We start from the raw sequence: 17259 nt of genomic DNA on the forward strand, positions 1-17259 counted from the left end.
CCGCACTCCAAGTTATTTTCCTAATTCAAGATATAGATTTGGAAAAAATTAAACAATGGTTTAAATTATAACCGTATGAAAAGAGTTTTAGCAACTTTGTTTGTTTTACTCTTCTTATTCTGTAATTGTTTCGGGCAAATGGGAGTGGGCGCGAGAGAAATTTCTTTAGCCCGTTCAAATCTTTCCTCTTCTAATGATGTCTTCTCTCTCTTTAACAACCCGGCAGGACTTTCCATAATCAAATTTAGAGAAATAGGAATATTTTATTCGCCTGCTCCATTTGGTTTAAGCGAACTTTCTAATGCTGCTGCTGTCTATTGCGAGCCGACTTCACTCGGTTCATTTAGCGGCGGTTTTAGTTTATATGGATTCGATCTCTATAAAGAAACTGAAATTACTATAGGTTTCGGAAGATCATTATCAAAAAATCTTTCAGTCGGACTGACTACAACATTCCATAATGTCTCCATCAAAAATTACGGAAGCAAAGGAATCTTGATTTTCAATCTAGGTGCAATTGCAAGGTTGAATGATCTTTTAGGATTCGGTTTTTTGATTGAGAACATTACGCGTTCGACTATTGGGAATGAGTCTAACCAGATTCCGACCGTTATATGGCTTGGAACAGATCTTCATTTCACAAAAAAGATTTCATTTAATGCAGCAATACAAAAAGAGATTGGGTTCAATCCTTCGCTCCGTTTAGGAACGGAATATTCGATTCTTGATTTTTTAATACTCCGCATTGGAGTATCCGGCGAGCCTGATACTTACTGTGGCGGTTTCGGGATTGTATATAATTTTATACAAGCTGATTATGCAGTTTCATCCCACCCCGATCTTGGTTTAACTCATCAGCTCGGATTGATCATTAGATTTATCAAAGATGAAAAATGAAAGTAGCATTAATAATATTTTTTTCATTTTCACTAACGCTTTATTCACAAGTTGATTCTACTACTTTTCGGACAAATTTAGATGATGTTTTAGAAGATGCAACTATTGATAATGAAGAATCCGGGTATTACGATCTTGTTGAATACTTGCTGCAAAATAAAATTCCACTTAACCGAGCTTCAATAAATGAATTAATGAGAATTCCATACTTAGATAGAAGAACCGCTACAACAATCATACGTTATAGAAATATACTTGGTGGGATGAATTCTGCCGATCAATTAAAAGAGATCGATGGAGTTGATCCAGAGCTAATTGAAAAGATTCTTCCATTCCTTCGTTTCGGCGATGCTGATAATTCAACTTTCCTTGATGCTGTCTCAAATAATTTTGAGAATGTTGATATTTCTTTTCGAACTAGAGGAATAAATAAAATTCAAAAAGAACAAGCATTTAAAGATGGTAAATATGATGGCTCAGATTGGAAAATTTACAACCGGTTAATCGTGACCAAAAATCGAAATGTTCGATTTGGCATTCTAACCGAAAAAGATGCCGGTGAAAAATCTATAAATGACTTTACAACATTTCATTTCTTTGCAGAAAATATTGGAATAATTAAAAATTTTGTCATTGGTGATTTTTTATATGAATTTGGTCAAGGTCTTGCACTCTGGAGCAGATACTCGATAAAGAAAGGAACCGAAACGGTTGGAATACTTCCAAGGAATGGAAAGTCAATTATTCCTTATTTGAGCTCGGATGAGAACATGTTCCTTCGCGGAGTTGCTGCTCAAATTAATTTCAACAATCTCAATGTAAGTTCATTTTTTTCTTCAAGACAATTGGATGGATCTATCGATTCGTCCACAAATAAAATCACTTCTATTCGATTAGACGGATTAAACCGTAATACGAATGAAATTGCTCATAAGAGAATCATTAGAGAAAAATTATTTGGAATATCGGCTAACTATAATTTAGGAGAAATTGGTTCAATTGGATTTCTCTATTACAATTCAAGTTTTGGAAACGATTTTCAGAATGAATCTTTGTACGATCCCTCTGGAAAGAATTTCAAATACCTTTCTGCGAGTTATAATTTTATTATTGACAGACTTACTTTCAGCGGTGAAACCTCCAACAATATGAAATCATTCGCAACGATTAACAGCATGGAGATTTCGGTTAATAAAAATTTAGCACTCCTTTTTTCTTACCGGAATTATTCAAGCGATTACTGGGGTTTACATACAAACGGATTTGGTGAAAAAGATGGGACTCAAAATGAGGTTGGTTTTTACTTAGGTATAAAACTGCGGACGAATTTTGGATCATTCTTTTTTTATTATGACCAATTCAAATTCCCATACACAAGCGATAAGATTCCGTTTCCATCCAAGGGTAATGAATTTATGATTTATTATACGGTTTCGCTCTTTGCAAATACAGAATTCCGTCTAAGGTACATCACAAAAAAAAGTGATGTAGCTGATATTGTAAACGATGAATACGGATTCAGCAAAAGAAAAACCGAAAACATAAGGGGTGAATTGATTTATAAATTCTCAAAGAACGTTCAACTCCGTTCAAGAATAAATTTAGTAGGTGTAACTCAATCTTCTAATTCGGTATTCGAAAAAGGATTTTTGATTTTTCAGGATGTAAAGTATACGCCGATTTCTCAAATCAATCTTTCCGCAAGAATCGTTTTCTTCAAAACAGATTCTTACAATTCCCGGGTTTATGAATTTGAAAATGACCTTACAGGCATAATGACAAATCCGGCATTATACGGCGAGGGTACACGCTGGTATATTATCGTTCAATACAGAACAACATTTGGGCTAACATTATCAATGAAATATTCCGAACTCTTTAAGCCGAATGAAAGGATTTTGGGAAGCGGAGACACCGAAATTCAAGGAAATGTTGATAATAAAATAAGCCTGCAATTGGATTTTCAGCTGTAAATATTGAGAATTAGATTTTCCATTCAAAAAAATATATCTTTATATCTACCTGCATAGAAATTGACTGCTTGCCAAATTGGACTATACTCTCTAATTTGCATTAGAGAAATTTTAAACTATTAGGAAATAATATGAGAACTATTGTCTCTCTTCCCGGTGATGGAATTGGAAAAGTTGTTTTACCTGAATCAATAAGATTACTTGAAGCTGCCGGATTCAAAGCAAATTATGTTCACGGAGATATTGGATGGGAATTTTGGTGTAAAGAAGGAAACGCGCTTCCTCAGCGTACAATTGATTTGATTTCCGAACATAAGATTTCCCTCTTCGGCGCAATTACAAGCAAAGCTAAAGATGCCGCAGAAAAAGAACTTGACCCTGCTTTGAAAGGAAAAGGATTTGTTTACTTTTCACCAATTGTCAGTTTACGTCAAAAATTCAATCTTGATATCTGTATCCGTCCGTGTGTTTCATTAAAAGGAAATCCATTAAACTTCATCCGTAGAAGTGCACAGGGCGGATTTGAAGAACCGATGGTCAATACAGTTATATTCAGACAAAACACAGAAGGACTTTACGCGGGTGTCGAATGGACTAATCCGCCAAAACAAGTTCGCGATGCTCTTGAAACGCATTCCAAAATGAAATTCTTCAAAGATACTCCAAGCGAAGAAATGGCTGTCTCAACCCGAATAGTTACAAAAAAAGCAAGCGAAAGAATCATCCGCTCTGCATTTGAATATGCAAAGAAATTCAGCTACACAAATCTTACACTTTGTGAAAAGCCAAATGTATTAAGGGAAACTTCAGGTATGATGTTTAAGATTGCTAAAGAGATTGCTAAAGAATATCCAAATATTGCATTGTGGGATACAAATATAGATGCTCAGATGATGTGGCTTACAAAAAATCCGGAAGATTACAGAGTAATTGTTGCAGAAAATATGTTCGGAGATATAATTAGTGATGGATTTGCAGGATTAATAGGCGGACTTGGTTTTGCATGCAGCGCAAACATTGGAGAAGAAGTCGCAGTGTTTGAACCAACACATGGATCAGCACCGAAATATGAAAAGTTGGATCCATCAATCGTAAATCCGATTGCAATGTTTATGAGCGCGTGTATGATGCTTGATCATATTGGAGAAAAAGAAACCGCTACAAAAATCCGGAAAGCAATTGCAAAAGTTGTTGAAGAAGGAAAAGTTCGTACTTACGACATGCTGAAACTTCGCGGTGGTGCGGATGTTTTCCAAAAAGGTGCTGCGACAACTCAGCAAATGACAGATGCAGTTATTTCTAAACTTTAAGCGATAAACGTGAAATGTGAATCGGAAGACGAATTTATAACGTCTCCCGTTTATCGTTTCCCGTTTCACGGAGATACAAATGAAAGATAAAGTAAAAAAACTCTGGCCAGAACTTGATTGGATTAAAGATAATTCTTTACGTGAAAAAACTTTGAATGCTTGGACTTACGCAATAGAAAATTCAGTCCTTACTCCAGAAGATTTGGAAATTATTCCGTTCTCTCTTCTAATTAAAGATTGCAATATTACCTTCATGAACCACAAGCGTACATGTGTTCAACTTGCGGTTGAGATTGCCAATACAATGAAGAAAAACTTTGGTGAAGCTTTAAAAATAAACATGGACATATTAATCGCCGGAGCTATATTGATTGATGTCGGCAAATTGATTGAATATGAAAAAGTTGATGGGAAGATAAAAACTAGTAAAGCAGGTGATCTAGTCCGTCATCCGTTCAGCGGACAAGCAATTGCAGCACGATTCGATTTGCCGTTCGAAGTCCAGCACATAATTGCAACTCATTCGAAAGAAGGAGATCTTGGCAAACGTACAGTCGAATCGATCATTGTTCATCATGCAGATTTCGTATCGTTTGAACCGTTTAAAGCGTGAAACGATAAAGGTGAAACGAGAGACGTATGTTAAAACTGAATCACAAACAACTTGATGTTTGGAAAGCAAGTGTTGAATTGGTCAAAGAGATCTATCATATAACTGAATTGTTCCCTGCCGACGAACGATTTGGTATAACTTCTCAAATGAGAAGAGCTTCTGTTTCAATTGTCTCTAATATTTCTGAGGGTTTATCAAAAAATACTAAATTAGATACTAGAAGATTTTTACAAATAGCAAGATCATCACTTGTGGAAATTGATTCACAAATTGAAATATCGCTTCAATTAAATTTTTGTAACCAAGATCAAATAAAAATATTAGAAGAATTATCAAATAGGGTTTTTGCAATGTTAACTAATATGATTAAGAAATACTCAGCTTAATTTCGTCTTACATTTTTCGTTTCACGTTTCTCGGAGAAATAAAATGAACCAGACATTAATTGAAAAGATCTCTCAAAAACATGCAGTGGGACTTATGCCAGGCCAATTTGTTCATGCCGGCGATTATATTTCGATTCGGCCCGCTTATGTTATGACTCATGATAATACAGGCGCTGTTATTCCAAAATTTAAAAGTATTGGCGCTACTAAACTTGCTAATCCTCGCCAGGTTGTGCATACACTAGATCATGATATTCAAAATAAGGACGAAAAAAATTTAGCGAAGTATAAAAAAATTGAAGAGTTTTCAAAATCTATGGGAGCTGATTTTTATCCGGCGGGACGAGGTATAGGTCATCAAATTATGATTGAAGAAGGTTACGCATGGCCCGGTTCTATGGCGGTTGCATCGGATAGCCATTCAAATATGTACGGCGGAATTGGGTGTTTAGGTACTCCGATTGTTCGAACGGATGCGGCAGCAATCTGGGCAACAACTAGAACATGGTGGCAGGTGCCGCCTATTGCTAAAGTTGAATTAAAAGGAAAACTTAGATCTGGTGTAACGGGTAAAGATGTAATTATAGCGTTATGCGGATTTTTTAATCATGATGAAGTTTTGAACCATGCAATCGAATTTACCGGTGACGGAGTAAAAGATTTAGCTATTGATCAACGGCTCACAATAGCAAACATGACAACAGAATGGGGTGCGATGGCTGGAGTTTTTCCAATTGACGATGTTACTATTAATTGGTTGAAGTCCCGTGCAAAATTTATACAAGTTCGAGGTCTTCAAGGAGTTACATCTGATGTTGATGGTCATGGAAAACATCCTCGTATCAATAAATCAAGAATTTCAGAATTGGAAAAAGATTTACCAAACTTGAAAGCCGATTTAAATGCATTTTATGCAAAAGAATTAATCATCGATCTTTCTTCAATCGAACCTCATGTTTCTGGACCAAACACAATTAAGATTATGACTTCGATCTCGGAAATTAAAGAGAAGAAAGTGAAAATAGATAAAGCATATCTTCTTTCATGTGTAAACTCACGGGTTGATGACCTGGCAGAAGCAGCGTCAATCATTCGCGGTAAAAAAATTGCAGATCATGTAAAATTTTATATTGCCGCAGCTTCAAGCGAAGTTCAAACTGAAAGCGAAAAACGTGGTGATTGGCAAACTCTTTTGGATTCCGGTGCAATTCCTCTTCCACCAAGCTGTGGACCATGTATTGGTCTAGGGATCGGGTTGCTGGAAGACGGTGAAGTAGGAATCTCAGCAACAAATAGAAACTTTAAAGGGAGAATGGGTTCTCCTAATGCACAGGCATATCTCGCTTCACCCGGAGTTGTGGCTGCTTCTGCTGTTTCCGGTTTTATCAATTTCCACTTTGATGATTCATCAAAAAATATTTTAGGTGAAATAAAAACAAATGTGAAATCAGAAAAGGCGAAAGCTGCTATTAAAATAATTGATGGCTTTCCATCTCAAGTCGAAGGTGAACTAATCTTCTGTTATCAAGATAATTTAAACACAGACGGAATCTATCCGGGGAAATACACTTACAATGATGATATGACTCCTCAAGACCAGGCAAAAGTTGTTATGGAAAATTACGATCCGGAGTTTGGTAAAATGGTTAACAATGGAGATATACTTGCGGGTGGTTTTAATTTTGGAACCGGAAGTTCTCGTGAACAAGCCGCTACTGCCTTGAAGTATAGAGGAATACGACTTGTTGTTGCCGGTTCATTCAATGAAACTTATAAACGTAATGCGCTCAATAACGGTTTCCTTCTTATTGAATGTCCAGAGCTTGTCACCGATCTGAAATTAAAATTTGGGAAAGAAAAAAATTCAGTTAAAACCGAAATAATTGCAAAGATTGATTTCCAGAATTCTGTATTGATTACAAACGAAAAATCTTATTCAATAGATCCGGTTGGAGAAGCGGCACAAGAATTAATTGTTACAGGTGGCCTAGAAGCTTGGGTTAAAAAGAATTTAGGTTAATAAACCAAGAAAAAGAAGGATTAATCAGGATCAACACTTATTTAATCCGTGAAGATCGGCGTTATCTGTGTCATCCGCTTTCTATTTATTCACTTTTTTATGAAGTGGTAAAAGGATAATTTAACAATAGAATTTTTTCAAATTTCATATTAGATATGCAGAAAATAAATCCAAATATAACTAAGCAATTTTTTCCTTTCTTAAACTTTCCTAAAATTTTCGAGACCAACTGGCAAAATAAATAATCTTCCTAATTGTTTTTCTCCTTTACCATTTCATTCATATCAATACTAGGGAAATAAATATGGAAAAATCCATTGCACGAGTTATATCGGAATTTGCAGTTAAGGTCAAATATGAAGACTTACCGGAAAATGTAATTCATGAAGTAAAAAGATATTTATATGATTCAATTGGTTGCGCATTCGGTGCATATAAAACCAGAGATGTAAACATCATCCGAGACATTTATAAACAAATGGGCGGAAAACCTGAAGCTACAGTCTTTGCATTCGGTGAAAAAATCCCGGCTGTAAATGCAACGTTTATAAACTCATTGATGATAAGGTCTCTCGACTTCAATGATATTTACTGGAAAGAAGATCCATCGCATCCATCGGATATTATTCCTGCCGCATTATCGATGGCAGAACAGGTTAATGCATCTATGAAAGAAGTGATTGTTGCGATTGTTCTGGCATATGAATTTGAACAAAGAATCTGTTTATTTGCAAAACCGGGAGTGCGTGAACGCAAATGGCATCACGCTACACTAACCCAGTTTGTTTCTCCTATCGTTGCCGGAAAAATTATGGGACTTACAGTTGATCAGATGGTGAATGCAATCGGAATTAGCGGTTCACACAATCATACAATCGGCTGCCCAACAGCAGGCAAACTAACGATGATGAAAAATACAGTTGACCCGATGGCAGTTCAATCCGGAGTATTTGCCGCATTGATGGCACAGAGAGGTTACAGCGGAACAGAAAAAGTATTTGAAGGCAAAGAAGGATTTATGGATTGCTTCGGCGGATGGGATCCTATAAATGAAGTGATGAAACCTGTTTTAATGAAAGGACGCGATGGCGAATCGGAGTGGTCTTGGGATATAGATGCGTTGATAGGCGGATTAGGCAAGAGCTGGAAAATTTTGGAATGCAGCATGAAAGCATTCCCAACCGAAGCGTTAACACACACTCATATTTCAGCAACACTCAAAACAATAGTTAATAATAATATCAATTACGATGAGATTGAAAGCGTTACAATTACAACTATAGCAAGAGCCTGCGACATATTATTTGATACGCATAAATACCGCCCCGAATCGCGTGAAACCGCAGATCATTCACTTCCCTATTGTATAGCGGCTGCAATTGTTGACCGGAAAATTACAACTCAATCATTCTCCGATGAAAAAATGAAAGACCCGAGAATTTGGGAAGTGATTGATAAAATTAAAGGTGTTGCCTCTCAAGAATTTGAGAATATGTTCCCGGAAAAACAACCATCAAAAGTGGTTATAAAAATAAAAGATGGAAGAGAATTTTCTGAATATCTGGAATATCCAAAAGGCGACCCGCGTGAACCGATGACTATGGAAGACCTTGAAAATAAATTCAATTCCCTTTCAGACAATATCCTTTCGAAAAAACGTCAGAAAGAAATCAAGAATATGATTTTTGATTGTGATAAATTGAATGCAAGAAATTTTATGGAGAAATTAGCGCTCAAACAAAAATTACAAAAGAATAAGACAAGAATTACTAAAATAAAACGCAGTACCAGAAAGAATAATAATCATTGAATTATGATATTTTTCTCTTTGCTGAGAATATTGCATTCATTAGATTTGTGTCAGTATAATGACAGAATTTAGGAGATAGTATGCAAGCCATAATATATACAGACGCTAGGAATAAATTGAATAAGTTGATTAATTATGTGAATGATAATTCTGATCAAGTTATAATCGTTGGATCAAAAGGAAGAAAAGATGCCGTGCTCGTCTCCAAGGAAGAATTCGATAATATGCTTGAAAACCTTTATGTAATGAGCAATCCACAGTGGATTAAAAGTATAAAAAAAGGTATTTCACAATTAGAAAAAGGGAAAGGGAAAAAATTAACAGTTGAACAAGTGCTCAGAGTTCAAAAGTGAAAAACAGATTTGGATTAATTTGGTCACCCGAAACTTTAAAACAAATAAAATGGATTCAAAAGAATAAATCCGAATCAGATCAAAAAAATTACTTCAATAAAATCGAGAACCTAATAAAAGTAATTGCTGAGTCTCCTTTTCATGGTATTGGAAAACCCGAACATCTAAAACATGAAGTCCCCCCTTGCTGGTCAAGAAGAATTAATAAAAAAGACAGATTGATTTACCGAGTTAAAGAAAAAACAATTGAAATAGTTTCCATAATTGGTCATTACGAATTAAAATAGAATAGATCATGAAAACTGATAGCAAAAAAGCATCAGCCGGAAAGCGCGGGGATAAAATCCGCTCCGATTGTTTTGTCGAAATCGAATTAACAAAAACCGGCGGAGTTAAATCCACACTTCTAAGTAAAGTTGATTCGATGTATGGTGAGAGAATAAACGATTTAATTATCACCATGAGTGAATTTTTTGAAATTAAACATGCAAACATATTAATCGAAGATTTTGGTGCTCTCCCTTTTACTCTCGCTGCAAGATTCGAATCCGCTTATAAAAAACTTAGACCTGACGATATTAAAGAGTTTCTTCCCGAGATAAACAAAAATAATTTATACTCTACAGCAAAGGACAAATTACGCCGCAGCCGTCTTTACCTGCCGGGCAATGAGCCGAAGTTTTATCCAAATGCAGGATTGCATAAGCCGGATGGAATTATTCTTGATCTCGAAGACAGCGTTTCACCAACCGAAAAAACTTCGGCAAGATATTTGGTTCGTAATGCATTGTGTGCTGTTGATTTCTACGGAGCCGAAAGAATGGTTCGAATCAACCAGCTTCCTATGGGTTTGGATGATTTGAAATTTGTTATTCCTCATAATGTTCATGTTATTTTAATTCCGAAATGTGAATCCGCATTAACTATTAAAGATGTTGAAGACGAAATAAAAATGATTTGCGCCGAAAGAAATGTTAAAAATGAAATCTACTTAATGCCTATAATTGAAAGCGCACTCGGTGTTGTGAAAGCTTATGAAATTGCTATGGCATCGGAAAAGATCTGTGCCCTTGCAATAGGGCTTGAAGACTACACCGCGGATCTTGGTATTGCTAGAACAAATGAAGGGAGAGAAAGTTTTTATGCTAGAAGCGCAGTAGTGAATGCGGCAAAAGCAGCCGGTGTTCAAGCCATTGATACGGTATTTTCCGATGTAGATGATATGGATGGTTTACGAAACAGCGTAATCGAGGCAAAGTCAATTGGATTTGAAGGTAAAGGATGCATCCACCCGCGGCAAATTAAAATTGTGCACGAAGCTTTTGCTCCGACAGAAAATGAAATTGAAAAAGCGAAGAAAATTGTTTTAGCATTCGATGAAGCTAAAAAGAATGGGATTGGAGTAGTCGCTCTCGGAAGTAAAATGATTGATGCACCTGTTGTAAAACGCGCTCAGCACACAATTGAACTTGCAAAATTGAATGGGTTAATAAATAAAAATTGGAAGAAAGAATAGAACGCTGATTCTTAAGATCTTTTATGATTTGAATAGATCATAAAAAATCATAATCATCATAACAGATCCGCGTTCCATTAAGAGGATGATATGAAGTTAATCAAAAATGCTGCAAACAGATTAGTACCAAATGTCATTAACGGTGAAGAACAAATTCCATTTATGGGCATTGGAAAATACAAGCCGACCGGAAGAATTTTTAATCCTAAGATAAATTCATGTGCCGACTATCCGGCTGATGGGAATAAAATAGTAAAGAATTTAAAAGAAGCTTTGAAAAAGTCCGGATTAAAAGATGGAATGACAATTTCCACACATCATCATCTTCGTAACGGCGATATACTTACCAATATTTTATTCGACACAATAAAAGAAATGGGAATCAAAAATATCCGCTGGTTTCCAACCGCCTCGTTTCCATGCCATACTCATCTCATAAAATATTTAGAAGACGGTACAATTCATCACATTGAAGGAAGTATGAACGGACCGCTTGGTAAATTTACAAGCGAAGGAAAAATGAAAGGGATTGGGGTTCTGCGTTCGCATGGAGGAAGGTATCAATCAATTCAAGACGGTGAAGTTCATATTGATATTGCTGTGGTTGCTTCTCCAACTGCAGATTTTTTTGGCAATGCAAATGGCGTAAACGGAAAATCTGCTTGTGGCGGACTCGGTTTTGCACTTGCTGATTCTGAATATGCCGATAATGTAATTGTTGTTACTGATAATCTTGTTCCGTTCCCTTGTGTGCCGTGGCAGATTCAAGGTAATAATGTTGATTTTGTCGTTGAGGTTGAGTCTCTCGGCGATCCTTCAAAAATTGTTAGCGGTACAACAGAGATTACAAAAAGTCCCGATCGATTATTGATTGCTGAATATGTCGCTCAGTTTTTGGAAGATGCGGGAATAATGAAAGATGGTTTTTCATTTCAAGCCGGTGCGGGCGGAACGAATCTTGCATTCGCACTTTTCTTAAAAGAAAAAATGAAAGCCAAAGGAATCAAAGCAAGATTTATACGAGGCGGAAGTACAAAGTATCTGGTTGAAATGCTGGAAGAAGGATTAACTGATTATATTCTTGACGGACAAACTTTTGATCTGGAAGGAGTCCGTTCAATGAGAGATAATCCAAAACATGTAAACACTTCGCCATTTACAAGTTATAATTATCACGGTAAAGGAAATTTTGCTTCTATCGTTGATGCGGCTGTACTTGGCGCCACGGAAGTAGATGTAAATTTCAACGCAAATGTTGTCTCTCATTCGGATGGATATTTGTTACATGGGATCGGCGGCTGGCAGAATTGTCTTTTCTCTAAATGTACAATACTTGCAATCCCATCATTCCGCGACCGCATTCCTGTGATTCTTGATAAGGTTACAACTTTATGCGGACCTGGAGAATTGATTGATGTGATAATAACAGAACGCGGAATTGCAATTAATCCACGCAGGAAAGATTTATTGAACTCGGTGAAAAACTCATCACTTCCAATTCGCTCGCTCAAAGAGATTCAAAAAGAAGTTTATGAAATTTGCGGCGGTATACCTGAAGAACCAAAATTAAATAAAAATAAAATTGTTGCAGTTGTAAAGTGGGTTGATGGAACTGTTCTCGATTCAATCTATAAAATAGAAAGTTAGAAATTATTTTTTTTGAGCTTTACTAATCCTCCACCCATTGTTGCTACCCAAATATCTCCATTTTTATCTAAAGCCGTCGATGTACAATGTTTTACATAAAAACCAAAATCAAATGAATTGAACCATTTGATTTGTTTTGATTCATTGTATTTTATCAATCCTTCTTTTGCAGCAATCCAAATATTATTATCACTATCAACATTAAATGAGACTATATCTAATGGGAATAGTAATGGCAAAATAACAAATCTCCAGTATGGACCATCAGATTTTATTAATCCATCTTTTGTGCCCTGTTTTGGATCACCTTTATGAAATGACCATAATTCTCCATTCTTGTCAAATGCGAGATCAATAACATAATTCGCTACTGTAGGATCTATTCCCATATCATGAGTGGTGTATGTAGTCCAACTATTATTGTGAAAATTAACAACACCAAAATTATTTGTTCCGAACCAAATACCACCATTTTTATCTGATGCTATACAATTAACCCAATTTTCAGGCATTCCGGAAGTTTTATTATAAATTTGGAAAGTTGAATTATTATACTTAACAAGTCCATATATAGTACCGATCCAAATATTTCCATATATGTCTTCTTCCAAAGCATTAACTGTATTAGATGGTAATTTATCATCTAAAGATTGCCAAAATATACCATCAAAAACCGATAGACCATTAGCTGTGGCAACCCACAAACGGTCTTTACTATCTATTAACAAATCAAGAATTACTTTACTTTTTATAATACCTGTGTTTTCAAAAGATGTCCAGTTCTTACCGTCAAACTTCATCAGACCGTGATCGATGGAACCGATCCATTTGTTATTAAATTTATCAATAACTACTTTACTTAAAACATTGCTGAAAATTTTTGTGTTTAGGGTTCTATAATCAACCCCTCGTGTGGTATCATTTAAATCTCGACTTACTTTAATGAACTGCCCACCACCAATTTTCATATTTACACTGTCATCTCTGCAACCGCTTCTTGTGAATTTAACTTCTAAATAACCAGGGTAAACTTTATTAATAATAGCGGGGGTAATTTTGCCTGTCGGCTGATCATTTAAATAAATACTTGCACCGGCCGGATTTGAAGTACAATTAAGGTTTGCATAGAAGCGAGGATTTTTCATCATATCAATTGAGACAGATTGGGCTTCATTTTTTTTCACAACAATAACCATACTAGAATCTGAGAAATATTCATGTTTCAATGAGAGTTTATGATTACCAATGGTTAACCATAAAACAGTATCGGGTGAAACTATACCCCAATTTTTATCATCAACATAAACTTGATATCCTTGCGGATTTGTATTTATATAAAATTTCCCAAACTCAGTGATTGAAGTCTCAACAATTCCTGTGAAGACTTCCTTATCACAAGAAATGAGCAGAATAGTAACTAACGATATTAAAATTATTTTCTTCATTTTTTTTACAAAGGCGGTTCAACATCGGCTGTACCGGGTGTATAACCGAATGATTTTATATATGCATGTGTGAAATCGAATGGCAAATAATTCCGTAAATAAATACCAAAAATTCCTACTCCGTTATTGATGTTAGTATTGTCAACTTCACTTAGGTTCACTGTATATGCATCATTTGCGTGCGCTATAGAATTAAAATAAGTACTTAAACTTTTACCGAATGAAGCTACTTCCAGTATAGGACCAAGGATGACATAATTAACTTTGTTTGGATCGCCGTCTGAAATTAATTCCATTGTTTTGCTAATTGTTTCAACATCTAACTTCAATTCGTTGGAATTATTCGGTCTCGGTGCAATGGGATAATCTCTTCCATTTTTATTAACATACTGCACCGGTACATAAGCGATATGGATTGTTTTTTTCGGATCGTCAGCTTTATAATAATAGATTGACATCTGGGTTAAATAAGCGTTATCTACTGTTCCGAGCGCCCAAGCAAAATCTATGTGTGTTTTTGTTTTCGGAGGAACAACCTTATCAACAGAAATAAACCTAATTGAATTTGGTATGGTAGTATTTGCGGTGAGTCTTACACCATTTGGAAGAATGGCTTCAATCTCTAGTAAATTACTTACCAACTTAAATTTATTAGTATAATATAAATGATAAGGAGTTATGTACTTGGAATCGTTACTTCGTGTAATAGTTGTATCTCTAAATGTTACAAGTGAATCTCCGTTCCATAATCGTATTAAAGCACCGCTAACATTCGGGTCAACTTCGTTTGAATAAGGATCATAATTATTATTTGTGTAAGTCCGGGTAACAGATGCAACCTGAAAAGTTGTATCCCCCTGTATAATGCAATTAAGAACATATTTATCTTTCAGTTCACCAAACGGTTCAAAATTTTCATTGCAAGAAACAATACTTATAATAATTAGAACTGATAAAATTATTCTCTTCATAACTCAACCCTAATTGTTGCGGAAGGCAAGAATGGCAACATGTTTACACGCTCACCCGTATCTCTTTTGAAATAAAAAATATTCTGCCGGTTATAAACATTTAGTACGCTGAAACTGATATCGAATTTGAATGGATTCAGTATGAATTTTTTGGAAAGTGTAAAATCCAATCGATGATAGGTTGGAAGTCTTTCTAAATTCTGCACACCGAGTATTCCATACGGTTTTCTTGGATCTTCGTTTATCCATCCACCAAAAAAATTATCGAAATAATATTTATCATAGAAGCCGACAATTTGGGTAAACGGCAAGCCTGAATTAAAAGTCCAGACTAACCCAGTATTCCAACCGCTTCCTATATTATAATCTATTGAGATATTGAAATTATTTCTAATATCATATTTCGGATAATATCTTAACCCGCTCAAAATCTTATAGGCATATGCAAGTGTGAATGAAGTAGAAAGTGTAATAGGTTCAAACTCTACTTTAATCGAAGATTCCATTCCATATGCTTCTGCTTGAGCAACAATAAAATCTTTATCTGTTATGCTTATCTTTTGTTGATTAACGAGCGGGAGGTTATCTGTTTTTTTATAGTAAAATTCTAGGCCAAGATTAACATAAGTGATTGGGACATAATCAAAACCAAAAATGTAATGGGTTGCAGTAGTTGGTGGAAGATAATCAGGTATAACAATCCATGGCTCAAAAATATTTATTACTTCGTTCTCATCACCCATTGTCGTCAATTCCTGTTGGAATAAACCGTATGAACCTTTGATAGTAAAATTTTCGAACGGAAATAAATTAAAACTGAACCGCGGTTCCAAAACTTTCTTTAAATTGCTTCTGGATAGTGTAGTAAGATTTACTCTTGTTCCCACATCAATTTTTAGAAAATCAAACTGCACTAATTTATACTTCCCATAAAAGACAATATTTGCACCGGTTGTGTTTAAATTAACTGGCGTACCCAATGCATTACTAAAAAGAAGGTTAGTTGCTAGCTGTTTTATGTGAAAACCTACGTTTATCTCATCACGGTTATCGAACATATAAGTAAAATCCATTTGCAAACCGATATCCGAGACCTTGTTTTCGAGCTGAGTTTTGTCGCTGAATTTTGGAATTGTCTGCCCGTTGAAATTACTTACAGAAAGAGAAAGTTCGAAGAAGAGCGGTGCATCTGAAGCTTGGAACCATTTAAAACCGAAAGCTTTTGTAACCCATTTATAATCCTCGATCTGCGGATCTACGTTGTTAATATTGTCCGAACTTGCAAATCCTAATACGGAAAATTTTGAACCCGGAAGAAAATCCGGTTCATTATAATTTGCTTTAAATGAAAAGTCGTAAAAATCAATGGGTACTGTTTTATCATTCAGAAATTTTTTTGTAATCTGATTTGAAAAACTTTTTCTTCCTGCAAGGATGAACGATCCTTTACCAATAGGTCCTTCTAAAAGGAATTTTCCGCTTAAAAGACTTGCAGACGCCGTTGATGAAAAATTATTTTTATTGCCGTCTTTTGTTATAATGTTCATTACGGATGATAATCTTCCTCCAAACTGGGCTCCGAATCCGCCTTTGAAAAATTCGATACTGTTAACTATATCCGGATCAACGACGCTGAATAATCCCAGTGCATGGAACGGACTATATATTGTAATTCCATCAATCAGAACCAAATTTTGATTGCTGGTACCTCCACGGACATAATACCGCGCAGAAACATCACTTGTAGCAGTAACCCCGGGCAAATATTTTATAGTTCTAAAAACATCGCTTTCAATTCCCTTTGGGGCTGTCTCTAATTGCTTTGCACTGATTCTATCAACGCTAATTTTCGAATCACTCGTTCCCGTAATACGCGTACCAGTACTTTCAATCGTTTTCATCTGAATATCGGACGAACTAAGTTTGATATTGTAATGGCTCATCTTCCCTTTTGAAACACTCACGGTAAGAGTCTTTGATTTATATCCAACATAGGACACAATAAGAGTAAAATTTTTGTTAGCAGGAACAGATGTGATTAAAAAATATCCGCGCATATCTGTATTTGCGCCAATCTGCAGTTCCTTAATGTATGCACTTGAAAATGCAAGCGCTTCTGAAGTAGTTGAATCAACAACAAGACCACGGAGCGTTCCGGTATCTTGTGCAAATAAATCTTTATTCAACCCAATAAAAATGAAAAAGAGTACAACTGTAATTAAGTATGAATTAAAACCCTTTCTCATCAATGTTTGCTAGCCGTAATAAGAGAAAATATTTTGATTTAATTAAAAAATTCGGACGTCAAGATAAGACTA

Annotated in this window: 14 protein-coding genes; 11 read left to right on the forward strand and 3 right to left on the reverse strand. The window is 35.5% G+C overall.

Annotated elements, in window-relative coordinates; translation table 11 throughout:
- Positions 1-75: 75 nt before the first annotated feature.
- The 11 genes from NTX65_15455 (at position 76) to citF (ending at position 12525) form a co-directional block, all read left to right on the forward strand.
- Positions 76-897: a hypothetical protein gene (locus NTX65_15455; protein MCX6170736.1), complete on the forward strand. Its 822-nt coding sequence runs from the start codon at positions 76-78 to the stop codon at positions 895-897.
- Positions 894-2870 carry a helix-hairpin-helix domain-containing protein gene (locus NTX65_15460; GenBank protein ID MCX6170737.1) on the forward strand — a complete coding sequence of 659 codons (1977 nt, stop codon included), beginning with the start codon at positions 894-896 and terminating at the stop codon, positions 2868-2870. The genes NTX65_15455 and NTX65_15460 overlap by 4 nt, the downstream gene beginning before the upstream one ends.
- 131 nt (positions 2871-3001) lie before the next feature.
- Positions 3002-4180, forward strand: a complete 1179-nt coding sequence (locus NTX65_15465; GenBank protein MCX6170738.1) for an isocitrate/isopropylmalate family dehydrogenase — start codon at positions 3002-3004, stop codon at positions 4178-4180.
- Positions 4181-4259: 79 nt separating this feature from the next.
- The gene (locus NTX65_15470; GenBank protein MCX6170739.1) at positions 4260-4793 is read left to right on the forward strand and encodes an HD domain-containing protein; all 534 of its coding nucleotides are present in this window, start codon (positions 4260-4262) and stop codon (positions 4791-4793) included.
- Between the two features lie 26 nt (positions 4794-4819).
- Positions 4820-5179, forward strand: a complete 360-nt coding sequence (locus NTX65_15475) for a four helix bundle protein (protein MCX6170740.1) — start codon at positions 4820-4822, stop codon at positions 5177-5179.
- 43 nt (positions 5180-5222) lie between these two features.
- On the forward strand, positions 5223-7199 hold the full coding sequence (gene lysF, locus NTX65_15480) for a homoaconitase (GenBank protein ID MCX6170741.1): 1977 nt from the start codon (positions 5223-5225) through the stop codon (positions 7197-7199).
- Positions 7200-7503: 304 nt separating this feature from the next.
- Complete coding sequence (locus NTX65_15485; protein MCX6170742.1) at positions 7504-9009, forward strand: MmgE/PrpD family protein; 1506 nt, start codon at positions 7504-7506, stop codon at positions 9007-9009.
- Positions 9010-9089: 80 nt separating this feature from the next.
- Positions 9090-9362, forward strand: a complete 273-nt coding sequence (locus NTX65_15490) for a type II toxin-antitoxin system Phd/YefM family antitoxin (protein ID MCX6170743.1) — start codon at positions 9090-9092, stop codon at positions 9360-9362.
- Positions 9359-9649: a Txe/YoeB family addiction module toxin gene (locus tag NTX65_15495; GenBank protein MCX6170744.1), complete on the forward strand. Its 291-nt coding sequence runs from the start codon at positions 9359-9361 to the stop codon at positions 9647-9649. Before NTX65_15490 ends, NTX65_15495 begins: the two co-directional genes overlap by 4 nt.
- A gap of 8 nt (positions 9650-9657) precedes the next feature.
- Positions 9658-10878, forward strand: coding sequence for an aldolase/citrate lyase family protein (locus NTX65_15500; GenBank protein MCX6170745.1), 1221 nt, complete (start codon positions 9658-9660; stop codon positions 10876-10878).
- A 90-nt stretch (positions 10879-10968) separates the two neighbouring features.
- Positions 10969-12525 carry a citrate lyase subunit alpha gene (gene citF, locus NTX65_15505; GenBank protein ID MCX6170746.1) on the forward strand — a complete coding sequence of 519 codons (1557 nt, stop codon included), beginning with the start codon at positions 10969-10971 and terminating at the stop codon, positions 12523-12525.
- On the opposite strand, the gene NTX65_15510 is transcribed toward citF, so the two are convergent.
- The 3 genes from NTX65_15510 to NTX65_15520 are packed head-to-tail and all read right to left on the reverse strand — an operon-like array spanning position 12522 to position 17187.
- Positions 12522-13970, reverse strand: a complete 1449-nt coding sequence (locus tag NTX65_15510; protein ID MCX6170747.1) for a PEGA domain-containing protein — start codon at positions 13968-13970, stop codon at positions 12522-12524. The genes citF and NTX65_15510 overlap by 4 nt on opposite strands.
- A gap of 5 nt (positions 13971-13975) precedes the next feature.
- Positions 13976-14941: a hypothetical protein gene (locus tag NTX65_15515; GenBank protein MCX6170748.1), complete on the reverse strand. Its 966-nt coding sequence runs from the start codon at positions 14939-14941 to the stop codon at positions 13976-13978.
- Positions 14938-17187 (reverse strand): TonB-dependent receptor, encoded by a 2250-nt coding sequence (locus tag NTX65_15520; GenBank protein MCX6170749.1) that lies wholly within the window; start codon positions 17185-17187, stop codon positions 14938-14940. Before NTX65_15520 ends, NTX65_15515 begins: the two co-directional genes overlap by 4 nt.
- Positions 17188-17259 lie beyond the last annotated feature (72 nt).

This window comes from Ignavibacteriales bacterium (genome assembly GCA_026390795.1).
GTDB lineage: Bacteria > Bacteroidota > Ignavibacteria > Ignavibacteriales > Melioribacteraceae > Fen-1258.

Bases quoted from the DNA above. Each gene is read 5' to 3' on its own strand.
- NTX65_15455 (MCX6170736.1), top strand. From the start codon at position 76: ATGAAAAGAGTTTTAGCAACTTTGTTTGTTTTACTCTTCTTATTCTGT.
- NTX65_15460 (MCX6170737.1), top strand. From the start codon at position 894: ATGAAAGTAGCATTAATAATATTTTTTTCATTTTCACTAACGCTTTAT.
- NTX65_15465 (MCX6170738.1), top strand. From the start codon at position 3,002: ATGAGAACTATTGTCTCTCTTCCCGGTGATGGAATTGGAAAAGTTGTT.
- NTX65_15470 (MCX6170739.1), top strand. From the start codon at position 4,260: ATGAAAGATAAAGTAAAAAAACTCTGGCCAGAACTTGATTGGATTAAA.
- NTX65_15475 (MCX6170740.1), top strand. From the start codon at position 4,820: ATGTTAAAACTGAATCACAAACAACTTGATGTTTGGAAAGCAAGTGTT.
- lysF (MCX6170741.1), top strand. From the start codon at position 5,223: ATGAACCAGACATTAATTGAAAAGATCTCTCAAAAACATGCAGTGGGA.
- NTX65_15485 (MCX6170742.1), top strand. From the start codon at position 7,504: ATGGAAAAATCCATTGCACGAGTTATATCGGAATTTGCAGTTAAGGTC.
- NTX65_15490 (MCX6170743.1), top strand. From the start codon at position 9,090: ATGCAAGCCATAATATATACAGACGCTAGGAATAAATTGAATAAGTTG.
- NTX65_15500 (MCX6170745.1), top strand. From the start codon at position 9,658: ATGAAAACTGATAGCAAAAAAGCATCAGCCGGAAAGCGCGGGGATAAA.
- citF (MCX6170746.1), top strand. From the start codon at position 10,969: ATGAAGTTAATCAAAAATGCTGCAAACAGATTAGTACCAAATGTCATT.
- NTX65_15510 (MCX6170747.1), bottom strand. From the start codon at position 13,970: ATGAAGAAAATAATTTTAATATCGTTAGTTACTATTCTGCTCATTTCT.
- NTX65_15515 (MCX6170748.1), bottom strand. From the start codon at position 14,941: ATGAAGAGAATAATTTTATCAGTTCTAATTATTATAAGTATTGTTTCT.
- NTX65_15520 (MCX6170749.1), bottom strand. From the start codon at position 17,187: ATGAGAAAGGGTTTTAATTCATACTTAATTACAGTTGTACTCTTTTTC.